This is a genomic window from Streptomyces lancefieldiae (assembly GCF_031845825.1).
Classification (GTDB): domain Bacteria; phylum Actinomycetota; class Actinomycetes; order Streptomycetales; family Streptomycetaceae; genus Streptomyces; species Streptomyces lancefieldiae.
Window position 1 is genome coordinate 26,070 of the sequence record NZ_JAVRFH010000048.1, and the last position, 19,746, is coordinate 45,815.

Here is a 19,746-nt window from a genome sequence, read left to right on the forward strand (position 1 = left end):
GGTTCATCGTCGGGGCGCCTTCACACGGCGTCAATATGTCTTCATAAATAATGACGAGCGGCAGACTCGTAGACCCCAGCGGGAGAAGATCGTCGAGGAACGGCATCGACCCGTACGTCAGGGAGCGGACGCACTGGAATCTGCTCGACGCCGACGTGATCCGCTGGCGGATGGAAACGGGCGACGGCACCCAGTTGCTGCGCGACCTCGCCGACGTACGCTCCGTCGTCGAGCCCGCCGCGGCACACCGGGCCTCCCTGCACCACGGTGACGCCGATCTGGCCGCCCTGGAGAGCGCCCTCGACGCCATGCGCAGAGCCCAGGTGGACTCCACCGCGGCCGCCGAAGCGGACGCGGCCTTCCACCGGGCACTGCTGGCCGCCACCGGCAACGAGATGCTCCACAGGATGGACCTGGAGCCCGGCCTCAGGGAACGCGACCGCATGGTCCACGCGCACACCGACGCCGACGACCCCGTCCCCAGCCACCGTGCCGTCCTCGACGCCGTCCGGGACCGGGACCCGGCACGCGCCGAGCTCGCCATGCTGGACCTGCTGGCCAAGGCCGCCGAAGACCTCGACCACCTCACCACCGCTCAGGACGGCGCACCACGCCCCTGAGTCGTCAGCCCGGGCCGGGCCGGCGTCAGCCGTGTCGGTCCGCTTCCGTCAGGTCGACGGGGATGCTCAGACCTTGCGCGCTGCCCGGCCGCCTCGGCCGGGCTCGCGGGCCTGCCGGGCCGGTCAGCCGTAGCCTCTTCGCGGTTGAGGGTGCGGCGCCGAGAACAAGGAGCTGTGGAACGGTCGGATGTGCGGCGTCAGGAGGGGCGAGCGTCGTAGTTCTCGCGGTGCGCGAGGACCTCGCCCATGTGCGTCTGCGCCCAGTTCCTGAGCCCGCGCGTCATGTGGTGGAGCGAGAGACCCAGGTCGGTCAGCTCGTAGGAGACGGTGACGGGGACGGTCGGCGTCACGGCACGGGTGAGCAGGCCATCGCGCTCCAGCGACCGTAGCGTCTGGGTCAGCATCTTCTGGCTGACCCCGGCCAGAAGCCGGGCGATCTCGGAGTACCGCATCGCCTTCGGCGGGTCTGGGTGTGCCGCACCGGGCCGGCCAGGGCCGTTGTCGCCGCCCAGCGCACACAGGACGAGGACGACCCACTTGTCCGAGATCCGGTCGAGCAGCTGCCGGCTGGGGCACCCCGCCAGAAACGCGTTGTACTCCACCTTGGCCTGAGCCCTCTTCTGGGCCGCCTTCATCGTCGTCACTGATCGCACCTCTCACCGATGGGTGGGTTACGCACTTCTGAGTGCCTACTTCCTGACGGGAAGTTTCTCTCCCATGCTGATGCAGGAAGACAGCAGGCGCCACCCCCCAAGGGGCACGACGAAAGGCAGCAAGATGAGCACACCCGCCCTCTCCCTTCCCGGCGGCACCCGGGAGCTGGGGGACCTGACCGTCACCCGGTTCGGCTACGGCGCCATGCAACTGGCCGGCCCGTGGGTCATGGGGCCGCCCGCCGATCGCGAGGGGGCCCTCGCCGTTCTGCGTGAGGCGGTCGACCTCGGCATCACCCACATCGACACCAGCGACGCCTACGGGCCCCGCGTCACCAACGAGTTGATCCGCGAGGCACTGCATCCCTATACCGAGTCGCTGCACATCGTGACCAAGGTGGGCGCGACCCGCGACGAACAGGGCGGCTGGCCCCCGGCCCGGCGACCCGAGGATCTGCGCCGCCAGGTCCACGACAACCTCACCTCCCTCCGGCTCGACGTACTCGACCTGGTCAACCTCCGACTCGGCAACGCCGAGGGCCCCCAACCCGGCTCGGTCGCCGAGGCGTTCGGGGCGCTCGTCGAACTGCAGCAGCAGGGCCTGATCCGCCACCTCGGGGTCAGCAACGCCACCGAGGAGCAGGTCACCGAGGCCCAGAGCATCGCGCCGATCGTGTGCGTGCAGAACATGTACAACCTCGCCCACCGCCACGACGACAAGCTCATCGACCGGCTCGCCACCGACGACGTCGCGTACGTGCCCTTCTTCCCCCTCGGGGGCTTCACCCCGCTCCAGTCCTCGGCGCTCTCGGCGGTCGCCGCCCGACTGGAGGCCACACCGATGTCCGTCGCACTGGCCTGGCTGCTGCAGCGATCACCGAACATCCTGCTCATCCCCGGCACCTCATCGACGGCACACCTGCGCGAGAACGTCGTCGGCGCGGGACTCCCCCTCTCTCCCGAGGACTTGACCGAGCTGGACGGCATCAGCCGCTGACCTCCCCAGAGGTGAACGGCCGGCGTTCGTGTCGCTCGCGGTCGGGTGAACCCTATGTACGAACTCCGTTTCCCCGTTGTATGACTTCCCCGTATGTGATGCCGGAGATCGTGAACGCGGCGGGCGTGGTTCCGTGCGCCCACTGCCGTTTCACCCCGAGGCCGCACGCTTCGGGCTTCCGACCGACAACGTTGTTCACGAGGCATGGACAACGTTGTCGGGAGGACGCCGGCCGGATCGTGCGCGTGTCCCGCGACGCTGGAGAGGTTCCGTGCCCGTGATACCTGGAAGATCCACAAGACCGACACGGTCGGCCGGACCCCGAGCCCTGCGCGCCACGGTCGCCGCCGTGCTCGCCGGGGCGCTCGGCCTTGCCGTGTTGACGGGCGGCGGCACCGCCGCGGCCGTGCCCGTCACGGCGACGTCCGCGGGGACGTCCGGTGCAACGGACTACACGAAGCTCGTCGATCCGTTCGTGTCGACCGCCGGTGACGACGGCAACGACCTGCCCGGTGCCCAGGCGCCGCACAGCCTGGCCAAGGTCAACCCGATGACCACGCCGGGCCGCAACCACTCCGGGTACGACTACAACGAGGACCACATCGCAGGTTTCACCGCCACGAACCTCGACGGCGTGGGCGGTTCGGGCGGCGGCGGCGACCTGCTGGTCGTCCCGACGTCCGTGCGGTACGACAGCCGGCCGGCCACCAGCACGTACGCGCACCCGTACAGCCACGACGACGAGACCGCGACGCCCGGCTACTACCGGGTGGGACTCGGGGCCCTCTCCGGGACCGGGACGTCGGTGACACGGGCCCCCGGGACCATCGACGCCGAGACGACCGCGACGACGCGCACGGCGCTCGAACGGTACAGCTTCCCCGCCGGATCGCAGCCCCAGCTCGTCCTCGACCTCGCGAACAACTTCACGAGCCGCACCCGCGCGACGATGGACGTGAAGAAGCTGGCGGACGGGACCACCGCGGTCAGCGGGCTGGTCGCGGGCTCGTTCAACGGCGCCTCGTACCGGCTGTACTACCACGCCACCACGAACGTCCCCGTGACCTCCCTGCGAAGCTGGGGCGACGACGGCAGGCTGAGCGACGCGACCTCCCAGGACGGCACCGACACCGGCGCCGTCCTCGGGTTCGACCAGGCCGACGGTGACGACATCGAACTGCGTGTCACGCTGTCGCCGATCAGCGCGGAACAGGCCGCTACCGACCAGCGCAACGAGGTGGCGGGCCGCACGTTCGACGAGGTGCGCGCGCAGACGAAGGCGGACTGGAACAGCACGCTCGGCGCCGTCGCCGTGGAGGCCTCCAGGAAGGCCGACCCGGACTCGACCCTCACCAAGCAGTTCTACACGCACCTGTACCGCATGTACGCGCTGCCGGTGAACGCCACGAGCACCAGCGGAACCTACCGCGGCGTCGACGGCGCGGTGCACAAGGCGAACGGCTTCACCTACTACGACGGCTGGTCCACGTGGGACGACTTCCGCAAGTACTCCGTCGAGGCCTACATCGACCCGGCCACCTACCGGGACATGGTGCAGTCCGCCGTCATCCTCTTCGCCGACGCGCACGCCTCCGGCAAGAGCCTCGGCAGCCTCACCCACTCGGTCCCGACCGTGCGCTGGGAACGCTCGGCCGTGGTGATCGCCGACGCCCTGTCGAAGGGGTTCCGGAACTTCGACCGGCTCGACGAGGCGTACCCGGCGCTGAAGTCGTACACCGGCCACTACACGGGGACGCAGCTGCGGCAGGGCTACATCGCGGGTGACCCCGGTACGACGGTCCAGCGCGGCTACGACCAGTGGGCGCTCTCCGTCATCGCCGACGCGCTCGGCGAGGACGCGGACGCGAAGAAGCTGCGCGAGCAGGCGACCATGGCGATCGACAACCTGGTCAAGCCCGGCGCCTGGACCGCGGCCGACGGCACCGAGGTCGGTCTGCTCACCCCGCGCGACGGCGACGGCGACTGGCAGAAGGCCGACTACGAGAAGTTCGAGGAGGCCAAGCTCTACCAGGGCACCCTCTGGCAGTACCACTGGTACGACGCGTACGACATGGGCGGCCTCATCGAGGCCATGGGCGGCGAGAAGGCCGGCCGGGCCGCGATCAGGCACATGTTCGGCGAGGACTCCGACGCCGACGACGGCTCGACCATGCTGCACTCCAACGCGAACGAGATCGACCTCCAGGCCCCCTACCTCTTCAACTACGTCGGTGAGCCGAGCCTGACGCAGAAGTGGGTGCGGGCCATCTACACCGGCGAGACCTGGAACCGTTACATCGCGACGGGTTCCACGGGCGAAGCGCCCAGCTCCGGCGGCGAGTTCAGGCCGCCGGTGAGGACCAAGGTCTACGAGCTCGCCCCGGACGGCTTCCTGCCGACCATGGACAACGACGCCGGCACCATGTCGACCATGTTCGTCGCCGCCGCCCTCGGGCTGTTCCCGGTGACCGCGGGCTCCAGCCAGTTCCAGATCGGCAGCCCGTTCTTCGACTCGACGACGATCCGCTACGCCAACGGCGCCCGGTTCACGGTGCGGGCCGACGGGGTGTCGCCGAGCGACTACTACGTGCAGCGCGCGACGCTCAACGGCAAGCGGTTCACGAACACGTGGCTCGACTACTCGCAGATCATCGGCGGCGGGACCCTGAAGTTCGGCATGGGTGCGAAGCCGTCGTCCTGGGGCGCCGGCACCGAGCCCGCGTACTCGCTGAACACCGACTCGGGCGACGACGGCACCGGTGACACCGGGGCGGGCAAGGGCAGGACCGTCGTCTCCGCCCGCCCGGACACCGTCGCCACGGCATCGGACGGCACCGTCGACGGCAGTGTCGAGCTCACCCTGTCCGGGAAGGCGTCGTTCGCCGCCCGCAAGGGGACCAGCCTCACCCGGACCGGCGCGGCCAGCGTGACCGGCCTCCCGGACGGCGTCACGGCGGACCTGCGGGTCACCGGCTCGCGCACGGCGTCGCTGAAGCTCACCGGCACCGCGGAGACCGACGCGCGGTTCGGCATCACCTTCCGCGACCGGGCCTTCGCCCACGGCGTACCGGCCTCGACGGTGAGCGGCACCGGGGTCTCGATGACCGACCCGCTCGTCCTCTCCGCCGCGGCGCCGCACCGTCGGGCCCTCGACGCCCTCGCCGACGAGGCGTCCCTGGTGCGCGAGGGCAACTACTCCGACGGCTCCTACGGCCTGTTCCGGTCGGCGTTGGAACGCGCACGGACCGTCCTCGCGGACCCCGCCTCGGCGACGGGCACGCTCATGGCCGCGCACGACGCGCTGCAGTCCGCCATCGACGCGCTCACCCTCGACGAGGGCGGATACGCCGTCCTCCAGGCCGAGGACCCCGACCGTATGGAGGGCCCCAGCCTCGTCAAGGAGGCGTACTACTCGGACGGCGACCTCGGCGGCGTCACCGAGGGGTCGTGGGAGCAGTTCACCGGTCTCGACTTCGGCGGGGTCGCCCCGCGCAGCATCTCCGTCCGGTACGCCAACTCGCCGGCCACGACCGCGGAACCGAGCAGCGTCGACATTCACGCCGGAGACGCCGACGGCCCCGTCGTCGGCACCGTCTCCCTGCCCGGGACCGGCGGCTGGCAGTACTACACCACGGTGCGGGCGGCCGTCACCGATCCGGACGCCCTGTTGGACGCGTCGAGCGCGACGTTCGTGTTCCACGCCCCCTCCGGCCGGCAGTGGGTGTCGAACTTCGACTGGTACCAGTTCTCGCCCGAGGCGGCCCCCTCGTCCTCCCCGACCACGACGCTCGCCACGCTGACCACGGCCAACACCGCGGCGACCGGCGGCGGTTCGCTCCCGCTGAAGCTCTCGGGCGGCATCTTCGAGAACGTGACGAACGGGGCGTGGGCCGAGTGGCGGGGCACCGACCTCGGTGACGGCGCCGACACCGTCACCGTCAGCTACGACAAGCCCCGCTCCCGCGCGGCGCCGGACTCGCACATCGAACTGCGCCTGGGTTCGAGGAACGGCCCGACGACCGTCGACATCCCCCTCCCGCACACCGGCTCCGGCTGGGGAACCATCGCCACCACGAGCGTACGGCTCGACCCGGACGTCTTCGACGGCGTCCAGGACGTGTACGCCGCCTTCGTCTCCAGCACCCAGACCGACGCCCAGCCCTACGTCGCCAACGTCCACTCGCTCACCCTGACGCGGGAGGCGGGCGCCCCGGTGGTGTTCGACGCCACGGCGTTCGAGGCCAACAGCGGCGGCGGGCTCAAGAGCGAGAAGGCCACCTGGAGCGACGCGGGTTCCTCCACCAGCCTCGGCGGCACCTACGACGGGGCCTGGCTCGCCTACGGGGACATCGATTTCGGCGACTCCCCGAAGAACACCGTCACGCTCACCTACGTCAACAACTCCGCTCGCTGCGGCACCGGTTCCGCCGTCCAGCTCCATCTGGACTCCTTCGACACCGACAACCCCGGCACCCCGTACGCGACCGTCCCGCTGCCGGTCACGGGCAGCGCGTGGTCGTCAGGAGGGACGACCAGCCTGACCCTGCCGGAGGCGATCACCGGCACGCACTCCGTCCACCTGCGGCTGACGACCCACGCGGACTCCTCGCACCCGTACGTCGCCAACCTCGGACGGATCACCTTCGGCCGCGTCGAGGCGCCCGCCGAGACGGACCTGTCCGCCCTGCGGAAGGCGATCGACCAGTACGAGGGCCTCTCCGGTGACGCGGACCGGTACGGCACGATCGACTTCGGGGTGTTCCGGCGCGAACTCGCCGCCGCCCGCGACCTCGTCGGCGCCGACGACGCGACGCAGGTCGAGGCCGACCTGCGGACCCGGAGCCTCACCCTCGCCGCCAACCAGCTCGTCCCCCTCCCGAGACGGAAGCTGGAGAACCTGGTCACCACCGCGTCCGTCCTCGCCAACGAGCGTTACACGGAGGCCTCCTGGAAGGCGCTCACCGACGCGCTCGCCGCCGCGAAGACCGCCGTCGCGGACGACGTGGCGACGGACAGGACCCTCACGGCGCGGTACGACGCCCTCGACGGCGCCGTGTCCGCTCTCACCACGAAGCGCAGGACGGTGCCGACCGCGCCCGACGCGGTGTCGGCGACCCCGTCCGGCACGAGCGTGAAGGTCGCCTGGTCCGCGCCCGAGGACGACGGCGGCTCGCCGGTCACCGGCTACGAGATCACCCTCAGCGGCGGCCGTCAGGTCGAGATCGCCGATCCGGACAGCCGGAGCACGGTGTTCACCATGCTGGAGGACGGCACGTCGTACACGGCGCGCGTCCGAGCGGTGAACTCGGTCGGGATCTCGGCCCCGAGTGCCGCCACGCGGCCCGCGGTCACCGGCGACAGCCGGCCCCAGGCGCCGACCGTGACGGGTGTGGTCACCGACGGCAAGCGGGTCCGGGTGACCTGGCGCTCCGCCGGCGACGGCGGCTTCCCGGTCGTCGGCCACACCGTGACCCTCGGCGACGGGACCACCGCGCACGTACCCGCCACCACGGACACGGCACTGCTCACGACCGCGAGCAGCGCGAGGACCCACACCGCCACCGTGACCGCGGTCACCCTGGCCGGAACCTCGGACGACTCCGGCGCGACGACCACATCCACGACCACGACCTCCACCACCTCCACCGACACTGACCCGGCGGTCTACGAGCCGTCCCCCTTCCCGGAAGACACGCTCAACGCGACGTACGCGTCGGACGCCTGGCCGACGACCGACGACGGAACCGACTACTTCAACCAGCTCCTCGGTGGTTTCGACGACCTCGGCTCCGGCACCCTCGGCGCCAACAGCGAGGCCCCCGCGGGCAGCCCGCTCGCCGCCGAGAACGACGAGATCACCGTGGGCGTCAACAACGCGGCGACGCCGGCACAGGTCGACCGGGCCGAGGTGGACGCGACGAACAGCGCCACCGTCACGATGGCCGACGGCCTCGGCTCCCGGCTCGGCGCGATCTACCGCGCCGCACTCGACGGAGGCGAACTTCCCAAAACCAGCGCCCTGTTCTCCCGTGTCACCAAGAACCTCGACACCCATGACGCGGCGAAGAACCACTACAAGTACCTGCGCCCGTACGTGCGGCTCGGGTTCGCCGCCGACGGCGGCGACATCTACGAGTCGCCGGACAGCTCGTACAGCGGCCTCGCCACCCAGGGCTCGTACCCGAGCGGCCACACCTACGGCGGCTACGAGGCCGGGACGATCCTCGCCACGCTGCTGCCGGAGCTGGCACCGTCGATCCTCGCGCGCACCTCGGAGTACGGGGACAACCGCATCGTCCTCGGGTTCCACTACCCGCTCGACGTCATGGGCGGCCGCATCACCGCCCAGGCCACCGTGGCACACCGCTGGGCGGACCCCGAGTTCGCGAAGCTGCTGACCCAGGCCCACACCGAGATCGAGAACGTGCTGCTGGCGCGGTGCGAGAAGGAGGGCTTCGGCGGCACACTCACGGCCTGCGCGGGCGACCCCTACGCCGGTCTGAGCACAGCACAGAGCGTCGACCTCTACACACAGCGCCTCACCTACGGGTTCTCGCGGGTCGGCAAGGCCGGGCAGGCTCTGGAAGCACCGTCCGACGCGGCGGCGCTGCTGATCACGGCCTTCCCCGACCTCACCGCCGAGCAGCGCACACAGATCCTGGAGCAGACGGCGACGGACTCCGGGTACCCGCTCGACCTCGGGGCCGACGGGCCGAGCTGGCAGCGGATCAACCTGGCGGCGGCGATAGCGGCCGACGTGGTCGTCAACGCCGACGGGTCGGTCACGGTGACCGACTTCGCGGACGCCACGAAGGCCAGTGTCGCCGATGCCTCCGCGATCACCGTCGGGGGCGTTCCGCTCGACGGGTTCGATCCGAACGTGACCACGTACGTCGTGGACTGGCCGAAGCGTGCGAGGATCCCGGCCGTCGGCGCCGTGGCGGCCGGGTCCGGCGCCCGGGTGAAGGTCACCGACGGCAGTTCCACCGTCTCGTCGTCCTCGTCCCGGTTCACCACCCGCACCATCACGGTGACGTCGGCGAGCGGTTCGTTCACCCGGGCCTACACGGTCGGTTTCCAGCGGACGGATCACGATCACCGGTCGGCCGCGGCCGGCGGTGACGGCGCAGTCCGAGGGCCCGGCCGGTGGACCCCTTCCGGCCCCTGGGACGGCGGAGGTGCGGGCACAGGCTCCGGCGGTGGCGCCGTACTCTGGTCGCCGACCCGGGAGTGGGCGGCATCCCGGGGGACACCCTGGGCACAGGGTGCGAGGTGACCGCGCCGGGCTACCGCTGACCCCCCGAAGGCGTACCGCCGCCGTGACGGCACAGCCGCGCACGGCGGCGGCACCTCGCCCCGGGAACACCGTCCTCGCCGTCGCTGTTGCCGCTCCTGAACGGGAACGGAGGCGGATCGGTGCACGGTGAGTACAAGGTCCCCGGCGGCAAGCTGGTCGTCGTGGACGTGGCGGAAGAGGGCGGTGTGCTGCGGCACGTACGCGTGGCGGGCGACTTCTTCCTGGAACCGGACGAGGCGCTGGACGCCGTGAACCGCGCGCTGGAGGGCGCCCCGGCGGACACCGACGCGGCGGGACTCGCCGCGCGGATCGACGCGGCGTTGCCCGAGGGCACCGTGATGTACGGGCTGACCTCGGAGGGCGTCGGCATCGCCGTGCGGCGCGCCCTCGCGCACGCCACGGACTGGACGGACTACGACTGGCAGCTGATCCACGGGGGGCCCGAGTCCCCGGCCCTGCACATGGCGTTGGACGAGGTCCTGACCGCCGAGGTCGCCGCGGGCCGGCGTCCTCCGACGCTGCGGGTGTGGGAGTGGGGTGCCCCGGCGGTCATCATCGGCAGCTTCCAGTCGCTGCGCAACGAGGTGGACGCCGAGGGCGCCGCGCGCCACGGCGTCGAGGTGGTGCGCCGGATCTCCGGCGGCGGCGCCATGTTCGTGGAACCCGGCAACACGATCACCTACTCGCTGTCCGTGCCGGAGGCGCTGGTGCAGGGGCTCTCCTTCCAGGACAGCTACGCGTACCTCGACGACTGGGTGCTGGGCGCCCTCGGCGAGATGGGGATCCGCGCCTGGTACCAGCCGCTGAACGACATCGCCACCGACCAGGGCAAGATCGCGGGCGCCGCGCAGAAGCGCCTGGTCGGCCACGACGGCGGCCCGGGCGCCGTGCTGCACCACGTGACCATGTCGTACGACATCGACGCCGACAAGATGCTCGAGGTGCTGCGCATCGGGCGGGAGAAGCTGTCCGACAAGGGCATCAAGAGCGCGAAGAAGCGGGTGGACCCGCTGCGCCGGCAGACCGGGCTGGCACGCGAGGCCGTGATCGAGCGGATGATCGCCTCCTTCGGCGGCCGGTACGGGCTGACCCGGGGGAAGGTGACCGACGACGAGCTCGCCCGGGCCCGGGAGTTGGCGCGGACCAAGTTCGGCTCACCCGAGTGGACGGCGCGAGTGCCCTGACGGCCGCGCGGCGCCGCCGGTCCCGACGCGTGCGCGGCGCCGCCGACTTCCCGCATGCGCGTCCACCCGGCGGCGCACTCCCCGTCCGGTGGGGGGCCGTTCGCACGGCAGGCCGTGGTTCGCCTGCGTCACCGTGCGGGCACGCACCGAGTTCGCCCTTCCGCCTCACGGTGAGTCATGTGAGACTGGCGTCCCGTCCGCAGTGCGGGCCTCCTCCGCACCGTCCTCACGAGAAGTGCGCCGTGCGTTCTCTTCCCCTGCCGCTCGCCCTGACCGCGCGCCTGGCCCCCGTCGCCGTGCTCGCCACGGCGGGCTGGGCACTGTCGTCCGGCCCCGACTCGTCACCCGCCGCGAAGGACGGGACGCCGCCCGACACCACCGGCCGGTCCGCCTCCGCACCGGCGACACAGGCGGCGACGAAGACGTACGCCGCCGCCCCGGCACCGTGCGGGAGCCTGGCCGGGAAGACGGTCACCTCACTGGTGCCGGGCGCCAAGGCGGCCGGCAAGGAGATCCCGTCGACCGACGCCAAGGCGCGCCGCACCTGTTCCTGGAACGCGCTCAAGGGATACGACTACCGCTGGCTCGACGTCTCCTTCGAGGTGATGGAGTCGGAGGAGGCGGCGCAGAAGTCGTACAAGGAGCGGGTCGCCGACCGGAGCGGCGGAGGCGAGGTCCCCGGGCTCGGCGACGCGGCCTACTCCGTCGTGAACCTCACCACCGAGGACAAGCAGCAGACGCGCGAGGGCACCGTGCTGGTCCGCGCGTCCAACGCCCTGGTGATGATCACGTACAACGGCAGTGACTTCGAGTCCAAGAAGGCACCCAGTACGGACGAGATCAACAAGGGCGCCATCAAGGCGGCCAAGGAAGCGGTGGCCGCCCTGGCGGACGGGCAGGCCTGACACCCGACCCGGCGGACGCCGATCCGGAATGCATAGTTCCGTGACATCCGTCACGTCACTTACTGATCTATGCGGGTACCTTAGTAGAACCTTCCCCGGCGACATATAGGACTTTGTCCGGCTTGCCACGGGCGGGGGCGACGCCGGTACGGGTGGCGGTCCGGGCCTCACGGGAGAGTCGGCGGTTCTGTGCGGACGGCGGCCATCTGACGGGGCGGCAGCGCCGCCCGGACTACCCGAGCGCGTCGGGTCGGCACGCCCGTCCGCCCGGCGCAAGGGTCGCGCAGGTCTACTAAGCGCGGTAGTACGAAGGCCCTTTGCCCTCCGGGTCGGCTCGTCCCAAGAATGATCGAACCGCAGGATGTCGCAAGCGAGTGAGGTCACGCATGGGAAAGCATCGCCACAAGCAGCACTACCGGCGGCCGGTCGTCGCGGCACTGGCCGTGGGCGCCATAGGCATACCCTCCGTCGCCCTGGCCTGTGCCGACTGGCCCGGCGGCGAGGAGGAGGGGCTGCGGACCACCGCCGCCTCGGTCGCGGCCAAGGACAGGTGGGCGGACGCCGACTGGTACCGCGAGTGGAGCAGTCGGCAGAGCGGTGAGCCCTCGGCGGCACCGTCGTCCACACCGACCGCCACCGCGAGCGCCGGGAAGTCCCGCGCTCCCGAGCACCGGGGCGGCAGGCCGTCGCACAAGCCGAGGACGACAGCCCCCAAGCCCACCGCCGCCAAGCCGTCCACCGGCTCCGCCAAGCCGTCCACCGGTTCTGCCAGGCCCACCGCCGGGGCCTCCCGCCCCGCCGTGAAGCCCTCGGCCTCCGCCTCCGCCTCCGCGGCCCCGGTCCCACCGAGTACCCCGACGGCCACCGCCCCGGCCTCCGGTGACGTGGCCAAGGTCGTGGAACTCGTCAACGCCGAGCGCAGCAAGGCCGGTTGCTCCCCGGTGACGGTGAACGCCGCCCTGACCAAGGCCGCGCAGGCCCACAGCGAGGACATGGCGGCAACCCGCACCATGTCGCACTCCGGCTCGGACGGATCCTCCCCCGACGACCGCATCACGAGCGCCGGCTACCACTGGAGCGCCTACGGCGAGAACGTCGCCTACGGCTATTCCACACCCGAGAAGGTGATGGCGGGCTGGATGTCCAGCCCCGGCCACCGGGAGAACATACTCAACTGCGACTTCAAGGAGATAGGTGTCGGCCTCGCCCAGCCCGACTCCTACTGGACGCAGGACTTCGGCACGGCCCGATAGCACGGCCCGACAGGTGGGCGGTGCCGCAGGCGCTCACGCGGGGGCAGGCGCTCATGCACGCCTGCGGCCCGCCGACCAGGACGGCGTGACCCTTCGGCAGCGGGCCGCGGTCAGCGGTTGCCGGCGACGCTCTTTGCCGGCCGTGGATGAACGCTCCGGCCGCATGGGCGAGACCCGCTCCCCCCACTACGCCTCTGACCTTGCGGTATCGTCTCGAATGCGCGAACGGATGGCCATCTCTGTGGTTGATGGGACACCAGGTGGCGAATGCTCCCGAGTGTGGTGCGCCTTTCCCTCGGCTGCTTGCCGTAGGACCACGGCCATATTCCCCACGCTCGCGCGGCAGACGGCAAGCTACGGATGCGGGGCGACGTGGACAGCAGGGTACAGGCACATGCGGAGCGGTACGCGGCTGCGCACGAGGGCAGGCACCCCTATACGGATTGTTGGCCATGGGCGACAGGAGTGGCTGCCTGGGGCTATGACGAGGGGAACGCCGAGCATCTGATCGCGGCCATCGCCGAATCGATGCGCCTGGCGATGGCCCGCTACGACGTATCGGTCCCTGACCTCGACATCGACTCTGCGCGGTACGAGCTGGAGTACTGGATCGGCGGTGAGTCCGCGACGGAGCGCCCCACGCCAGGCTCGCCTGATTGGCCCGCACCCACAGGCCCGCACGCGTCGTCCTGGCAACGGCTCTTCATTCACGCCGATCTGGAGCAGGTCAGGGTCACCGTTGCCACAGTGGATGAGGTCCTGACCGACCTCCTTGCTGTGACCAGCGACCGTCACCCGAATTCACCCACGACCTTCGGCGCGGCGCTGAAGGAATACACGAACCCGGTGACAGGTGCCAGATTTTTCAGCCTTTCCTGAGGCCGTGCCGTCCCGTAAATGATCCCTGCGACTCTGCGGGACCTGCTTCTCCAAAGAAGATGTGCGACCGGACGTAGCAAGGCTTGGCCGACACTGACAGTGCCGGCCAAGCCTTGCTACGCCATTTCTAGGGCTTCGGCACCGGATAAGCGCTGAGGAACAAGCCGCTATTGGGATCGATGGCGATTCTCATGTGGTCCTCGCCCTTGGTCCCGATTACCTTGCCCATAGGGATGATGACGGCAATGTCGCCGGGAACGTTGATTATCTCAGACTGTTTGGCCCACGCCTCATCAACCAGAGCAAGAACCTTATTCGGTTCCTTTTCGATGAACACCGTATGTGTCAGCCTGCTCGGATCTTCCACGGTGTGTCTAAGGAGATGGTCGATCTTGTGACCGTGCTTCCTGTCCGGTCCGTAGATGAGGCCGCCCGGTGACACGAAGTGGTCACCGCCCATGTCGGCGAAGGTGACGGGGCAGGTGGCGTTGTGCACGAGGACCGGGGTTCGGCCGGCGAGCACGTAGTAGGTGTGGATGTCCCGCACGGACAGGTTGAACACCTGCTGAACACCGTTGCGGCTCTGGGTCGCCACCACGGTCGCCGTCGTACCGTCCGGCGTCCGTACCGAGTCGCCCTCAACGACATTCTCGGCGTGGACCCAGTGCTTGCGGTTGACCAGCCAGATGGGGTGGCCGGCCGTGGCGGTGAACGTGCCCACGGCGTCGCCCGCCGCCCCGTCCTGATCGATCGTGATGCTCACCAGGCTCTTCAGGCCCGTGGTGGTGAACAGGCGGTCAACGGGGCGGGCGGCGGTTCTGTCCGTCACCGGGTCGGTCGCGAGGACGTTGTCCCCGACCTCGAGATCCTTGATCGCCTTGGTGGTGCGGCCGTCACCGAGCAGCACCGGCGTCTCAGGTGTGAAGCTGTTGCACTTCTTGAAGACCTTGCTCCCCTTGCTGAAGAGCGACTTGAAGAAGCCGGACGCCTTGTCACCCCACTTACCGAACTTGACCGCACTGGCGCCGTATCCGATTCCGGGTACGGCGGCGGCGCAGGACAGCGCGGCGTCGCCCAGTGCGTCTTTCTCGCCAGACCCGGCCTCGCCGCCGTACCAGGCGCAGTTGGCTCCGTCAGCGACCTCCCCGAAACCGGGAACCAGGCCAAGGACGTCAAGGGCGAAGTGGCCGCCCTCGGACAGGACCTCGCCCCAGTCGATGTCCTCGCTCTCCCGCAGCCAGTCGTTGAATGCCTTGATCTCTTCGCGGAACTGCTTGGCTTCCTCGTTCTTGAGTTTGGCGAGTTCCTCGGCCTGCTTCTTCTCCACCGCGGCGATGAGGGCGTCCTTGGCCGCTTGCTGGGCGGCTGCGGAGTCCTTGCCGGCCGCTTCGGCGGAGGCGCGGGCGGCGGCGGCCGAATTCCAGGCGTCGTTCGCGGACGCCGCCGCGGAGGCGGCGGAGGCCTCCGCCTGGGACGCGGAGTTGGTCGCGCGCTGGGCGGCGGCGTGGGCGTCGGCCTCCGCCGCGCGGGCCTTCCTGGCGGACTCCGATGCCTGAGCGGCGGATGCTTCGGCGGCGGCGGCCGACTTGCGGGCGTCCTCGGCGTACGTGTCGGCCTGCTTCTTGGATGCCTCGGCCTGTGCGGCGTAGTCCTCCGCGTCGGCGGCTGCCTTGCGGGCTTCGGCTGCGACCTTGGCGGCCAGAGCAGCGTTCTGCTGGGCCGTCGCGGCGACGCTTGCGGCGCCGGCGATCAACCGCTGCACACGGGAGACGTGCGTGGCGGCCAGCAGATCCTTGCGCTGCGCCCGGAACTGTCCGACCTCGATGAAGTCGTGCAGCAGCTCCGACGGACCCTCCAACGCGACCCGGGCCGCGGCCTTCAGTTCCGGAGCGCCCTCATTCATCAGCTGCACCGCACGAACCCGCTCGTCACTGTTGCGGGCCGTGTAGTAGCCGGTGGAGACGAAGTCGCGCAGCGCCTGGGTGTCACCGGCATCCAGGGCGGCTTGGGCCTCCCTCCTGACCTCTGGACCAGCACCGTCCATGAGCTGGACGACCCTGATGCGGTAGTCGGAGGCAGCCGCCTGGTGCTGACCTGTCTCGAGGAAGGCGCTTATGGCAGCGGCGTCACCGGCGAGCGCGGCCTGTGCCGCCGACCGGACGGCCGGATACTCGGAGTCCCAGGCCAGGCGTGCGACACGGTCTGCTTCGTCGTGCTGGTCGGCCAGTTCCCTGCCGGTCCGTACGTATTCGACGACGTCGCTGTCGGAACCGGCGAGGGCGACCTCGGCGGCCGTCGCGCTCCAGGGGCCCCGGGTCTTGGCGATGTGCAGGGCGACCTTGCGCGCCTTGGGCACCACCACTGCGACGTCGACACCCGGCTGTGACACCTCGACGGCGAGCCGCTCGGCCTCCTCTTCGTTCTGCCTGACCTGCTCGGCGGTCTGCTGGGCAGCGGCCTTGCGCTCGTCGACAGCGACCTTGGCGGCCTTGGCCTCCTCGATCGCGCTGGTGGTGCGGTCGGCGAGTTCGGCGGCTTCGACCTGGCGGGCCAGGTCATATGTGGCGCGGGCCTTCACGACCGCGGCCGTCGCGGCGTCGGCGGCCGTCTTGGCCGCCTCGGCGTGCTTGGTGGACTCGGCGGCGGCGGTGGCCGCCTCACCTGCGTGCTCGGCGGCCAGGTCGGCAGCGGCGGCTGCCTTCTCTGCGTGGTCAGCCGCCGAGTTCGCGGCGTCCCGGGCAGGCGGACGCCGGGTCGACATCTGTGAGTGCGGTGTCCCGGTCGAGCAACTGACAGGGCTGGCCCAGGGCCGTGAGGAGCCGCGAAACGCGTTGCGTCTGCTGGAGGATCCTCGGGCTCCGATGTCACTGCCGAAGGCGGGGGCGGCCGCCCGACGGGCACTGGGAGTCAGCCCCCGGTCCATCCCGGACTCCGTGTGCTACGAAAAGCGGTGGCGAGGGCGGACCGGTTCGGCAGGAAGGGACGCCCGCTGGAGGTGTGCAGCCGTCCGACCCACGGCCGGTGACTGCCGCTACGGGCATCAGGCATCACGCCCTGACACGCAACCGGGACGATATGGCTGCCGACGCCCCCTGTGCGTCCTCGCCGTGGGGCATGGCCGGAGCGGCCGTCGACGAGCGCTCGTCGACCTGGTTCCACGAAGGCTGTGCGTGATCAGCTCCGTACCTCGGCCCGCGCCCGTACCTCCGTTCTCGGTGCCGCCTTCTCACCCGGGGAGCATGGCGGACGGCACCAGATCGATTTCCCCCGTCGGCGCGCCTCTGCTGTGAACTGTCAGGCCATGAGCGCGGGGATGATGTCGGAGCCGTACGCGTCGATCGTCGCTTCCTTCGCGTCGTGCATGTCGTACACCGCGAACTGATCGACGCCCACGTCCCGGAGTGCCTTCAGCTTGGCGATGTGCGCGGCCGACGGGCCCAGCAGGCAGAAGCGGTCGACGATCTCGTCGGGCACGAAGTCGGTGGACGGGTTCCCGACGCGACCGTGGTGGCTGTAGTCGTAGCCCTGCCGGGCCTTGACGTACGCGGTGAGGGCCTCGGGCATCAGCCCGGAGTGCTCGCCGTACCGGCTCACCAGATCTGCCACGTGGTTGCCGACCATGCCGCCGAACCAGCGGCACTGCTCGCGGGCGTGGGCGAGGTCGTCGCTCACGTACGCGGGCGCGGCGACGCAGATGGTGATCGAGGACGGGTCGCGGCCCGCCTCCTCGGCGGACTGCCGTACCGCCTTGACCATCCACTCCGTCAGGAAGGGGTCGGCCAGCTGCAGGATGAACCCGTCTGCCTTGCGTCCGGCCAGGGCGAGGGCCTTGGGGCCGTACGCCGCCATCCAGACGGGCAGGCTGCCGTCACGCACCCAGGGGATGCGGACCGGTTTGCCGTCGACGAGCGCCTCGCGTCCCTCGGCGAGGTCGCGGATGGCGTCGATCGCCTCGCCGAGGCGGGCCAGGGTGTTGGGCTCGCGGCCGGCGACGCGCATCGCGGAGTCGCCCCGGCCGATGCCGCAGACGGTGCGGTTGCCGAACATGTCGTTGAGGGTGGCGAAGGTGGAGGCGGTCACCTCCCAGGTGCGGGTTCCCGGGTTGGTGACCATCGGGCCGACCCTGAGTTCCGTGGTGCTGGCCAGGATCTGGCTGTAGATCACGAACGGCTCCTGCCACAGCACGGCGGAGTCGAAGGTCCAGCCGTACCGGAACCCGTTGCGTTCGGCCCGTTTCATCAGGCTGACGACACGGGAGGCCGGCGGGTCGGTCTGCAGGACGAGTCCGAAGTCCATCTGCACCGCTCCTAGATGAGGTCAGGTGAGGTACTGACAGGTGGAGCGCGGGGTGTAGACGCCGTGCCCCTTGCGCCCGGTGTACTCCCGCTCGGTGACGACCGGCTCGCCGCGCGAGAGCACGGTCTCCACCCGGCCGGTGACGCGCTTTCCCTCGTAGGCGGAGTAGTCGACGTTCATGTGGTGGGTCTCGGCCGAGATCACCTGCTCGGCGTGCGGGTCGTAGACCACCACGTCCGCGTCGGCGCCCGGCGCGATGGTGCCCTTCTTCGGGTACAGGCCGAACATGCGGGCCGGGGTGGCGCAGGCGATCTCGATCCAGCGGCGGCGGCTGATGTGCCCGTCGACGACGGCCTGGTGGAGCAGGTCCATCCGGTTCTCGACGCCCGGCATGCCGTTGGGGATCTTGGAGAAGTCGCCACGGCCCAGCTCCTTCTGGCCGCTGAAGCAGAAGGGGCAGTGGTCGGTGGAGACCACCTGGAGGTCGTTGGTCCTCAGCCCCCGCCACAGCGCCGCCTGGTGCTCGCGCGGGCGCAGCGGTGTGCTGCAGACGTACTTGGCGCCCTCGAAGTCGGGTTCGGCGAGGTTGTCGGTGGACAGGAACAGGTACTGCGGGCAGGTCTCCCCGAAGACGTTCAGGCCCTCGTCGCGGGCCCGGGTCAGCTCGGCGACCGCCTCCTGCGCCGAGACGTGCACGACGTACAGCGGTGCGCCGGCCACCTGGGCGAGCCTGATGGCCCGGTGGGTCGCCTCGGCCTCCAGCAGGGCCTTGCGGACCTCGCCGTGGTAGCGGGGGTCGGTTTCGCCGCGGGCGAGGGCCTGTTCGACGAGGACGTCGATGGCGATGCCGTTCTCGGCGTGCATCATGATCAGCCCGCCGTTCCCGGCGGCGCGCTGCATGGCGCGCAGGATCTGGCCGTCGTCGGAGTAGAAGACGCCGGGATACGCCATGAACTGCTTGAAGGAGGTCACCCCCTCCTCCACGAGCAGGTCCATCTCCTTGAGCGTCTCCTGGTTCACGTCGGAGACGATCATGTGGAAGCCGTAGTCGATCGCGCAGTTGCCCTCGGCCTTGGCGTGCCAGGCGTCCAGGCCCTCGCGCAGGGAGTGGCCGACGCCCTGGACGGCGAAGTCGACGATCGTGGTCGTACCGCCCCAGGCGGCGGCCCTGGTGCCGGTCTCGAAGGTGTCCGCGGCGTAGGTGCCGCCGAAGGGCATCTCCATGTGGGTGTGGCCGTCGACGCCGCCCGGGACGACGTACTTGCCGGTCGCGTCGATGACCCGCTCGGCCGTGAAGGCCTCGGCGGCCGGTGTGCCGGTCGCGGCGAGGGCGGCGATGCGGGTGTCCTCGATCAGGACGTCGGCGTGGATCTCGTCGGACGCGGTGACGACGAGGCCACCGCGGATGACGGTACGGCTGCTCATGGTGTTCCCTTCTGTCAGGGCACGGTCAGCGGGGCGTACGTTCCCGGGGCCCGGTCGCGGTGGGCCCGCCACCGGCGAGCGAACCAGTCGTGCGCGGCCCGGCCGCGCCAGGTGGCCGACCGGTCGCGGACGGCCCCCACCCGGGCCGTCCGGCGAGCACCCGCTCCGGGGTGAGGACCTGTCCCACCGACGGGGCCGGCCCCCAGGTGGTGGTCATGGCGGCGCTCCTCCGCTCAG

General features: G+C 70.5%; 11 protein-coding genes. 7 read left to right on the forward strand and 4 right to left on the reverse strand.

The genetic code is table 11. The annotated features are described in order from the left end of the window. Positions 1-50 precede the first annotated feature (50 nt). Entirely contained in the window at positions 51-620 is a 570-nt protein-coding gene (locus tag RM812_RS32465) for a FadR/GntR family transcriptional regulator (RefSeq protein WP_311580739.1), read from the forward strand. A gap of 197 nt (positions 621-817) precedes the next feature. On the opposite strand, the gene RM812_RS32470 is transcribed toward RM812_RS32465, so the two are convergent. Then, the gene (locus RM812_RS32470; protein ID WP_394816545.1) at positions 818-1,255 is read right to left on the reverse strand and encodes a winged helix-turn-helix transcriptional regulator; all 438 of its coding nucleotides are present in this window, start codon (positions 1,253-1,255) and stop codon (positions 818-820) included. A gap of 142 nt (positions 1,256-1,397) precedes the next feature. Here RM812_RS32470 and RM812_RS32475 point away from each other — a divergent pair, with 142 nt between their 5' ends. The 6 genes from RM812_RS32475 (at position 1,398) to RM812_RS32500 (ending at position 13,788) form a co-directional block, all read left to right on the forward strand. After that, positions 1,398-2,270, forward strand: coding sequence for an aldo/keto reductase family oxidoreductase (locus tag RM812_RS32475; protein WP_311580745.1), 873 nt, complete (start codon positions 1,398-1,400; stop codon positions 2,268-2,270). A gap of 271 nt (positions 2,271-2,541) precedes the next feature. Continuing rightward, positions 2,542-9,546, forward strand: a complete 7,005-nt coding sequence (locus tag RM812_RS32480) for a GH92 family glycosyl hydrolase (protein WP_449657853.1) — start codon at positions 2,542-2,544, stop codon at positions 9,544-9,546. Positions 9,547-9,686: 140 nt separating this feature from the next. Continuing rightward, positions 9,687-10,751 carry a lipoate--protein ligase family protein gene (locus RM812_RS32485; RefSeq protein WP_311580751.1) on the forward strand — a complete coding sequence of 355 codons (1,065 nt, stop codon included), beginning with the start codon at positions 9,687-9,689 and terminating at the stop codon, positions 10,749-10,751. 242 nt (positions 10,752-10,993) lie between these two features. Continuing rightward, positions 10,994-11,656 (forward strand): hypothetical protein, encoded by a 663-nt coding sequence (locus tag RM812_RS32490; RefSeq protein WP_311580753.1) that lies wholly within the window; start codon positions 10,994-10,996, stop codon positions 11,654-11,656. 386 nt (positions 11,657-12,042) lie between these two features. Further along, positions 12,043-12,909, forward strand: a complete 867-nt coding sequence (locus RM812_RS32495) for a CAP domain-containing protein (RefSeq protein ID WP_311580756.1) — start codon at positions 12,043-12,045, stop codon at positions 12,907-12,909. A gap of 465 nt (positions 12,910-13,374) precedes the next feature. Continuing rightward, positions 13,375-13,788 carry a hypothetical protein gene (locus RM812_RS32500; RefSeq protein WP_311580759.1) on the forward strand — a complete coding sequence of 138 codons (414 nt, stop codon included), beginning with the start codon at positions 13,375-13,377 and terminating at the stop codon, positions 13,786-13,788. Positions 13,789-13,915: 127 nt separating this feature from the next. On the opposite strand, the gene RM812_RS32505 is transcribed toward RM812_RS32500, so the two are convergent. The 3 genes from RM812_RS32505 to hydA form a co-directional block, all read right to left on the reverse strand. Next, positions 13,916-16,549, reverse strand: coding sequence for a polymorphic toxin-type HINT domain-containing protein (locus RM812_RS32505; RefSeq protein ID WP_311580762.1), 2,634 nt, complete (start codon positions 16,547-16,549; stop codon positions 13,916-13,918). Between the two features lie 533 nt (positions 16,550-17,082). Further along, positions 17,083-18,084, reverse strand: a complete 1,002-nt coding sequence (locus tag RM812_RS32510) for a TIGR03842 family LLM class F420-dependent oxidoreductase (protein ID WP_311580765.1) — start codon at positions 18,082-18,084, stop codon at positions 17,083-17,085. A gap of 21 nt (positions 18,085-18,105) precedes the next feature. Further along, positions 18,106-19,509: a dihydropyrimidinase gene (gene hydA / locus RM812_RS32515; protein ID WP_311580769.1), complete on the reverse strand. Its 1,404-nt coding sequence runs from the start codon at positions 19,507-19,509 to the stop codon at positions 18,106-18,108. Positions 19,510-19,746 lie beyond the last annotated feature (237 nt).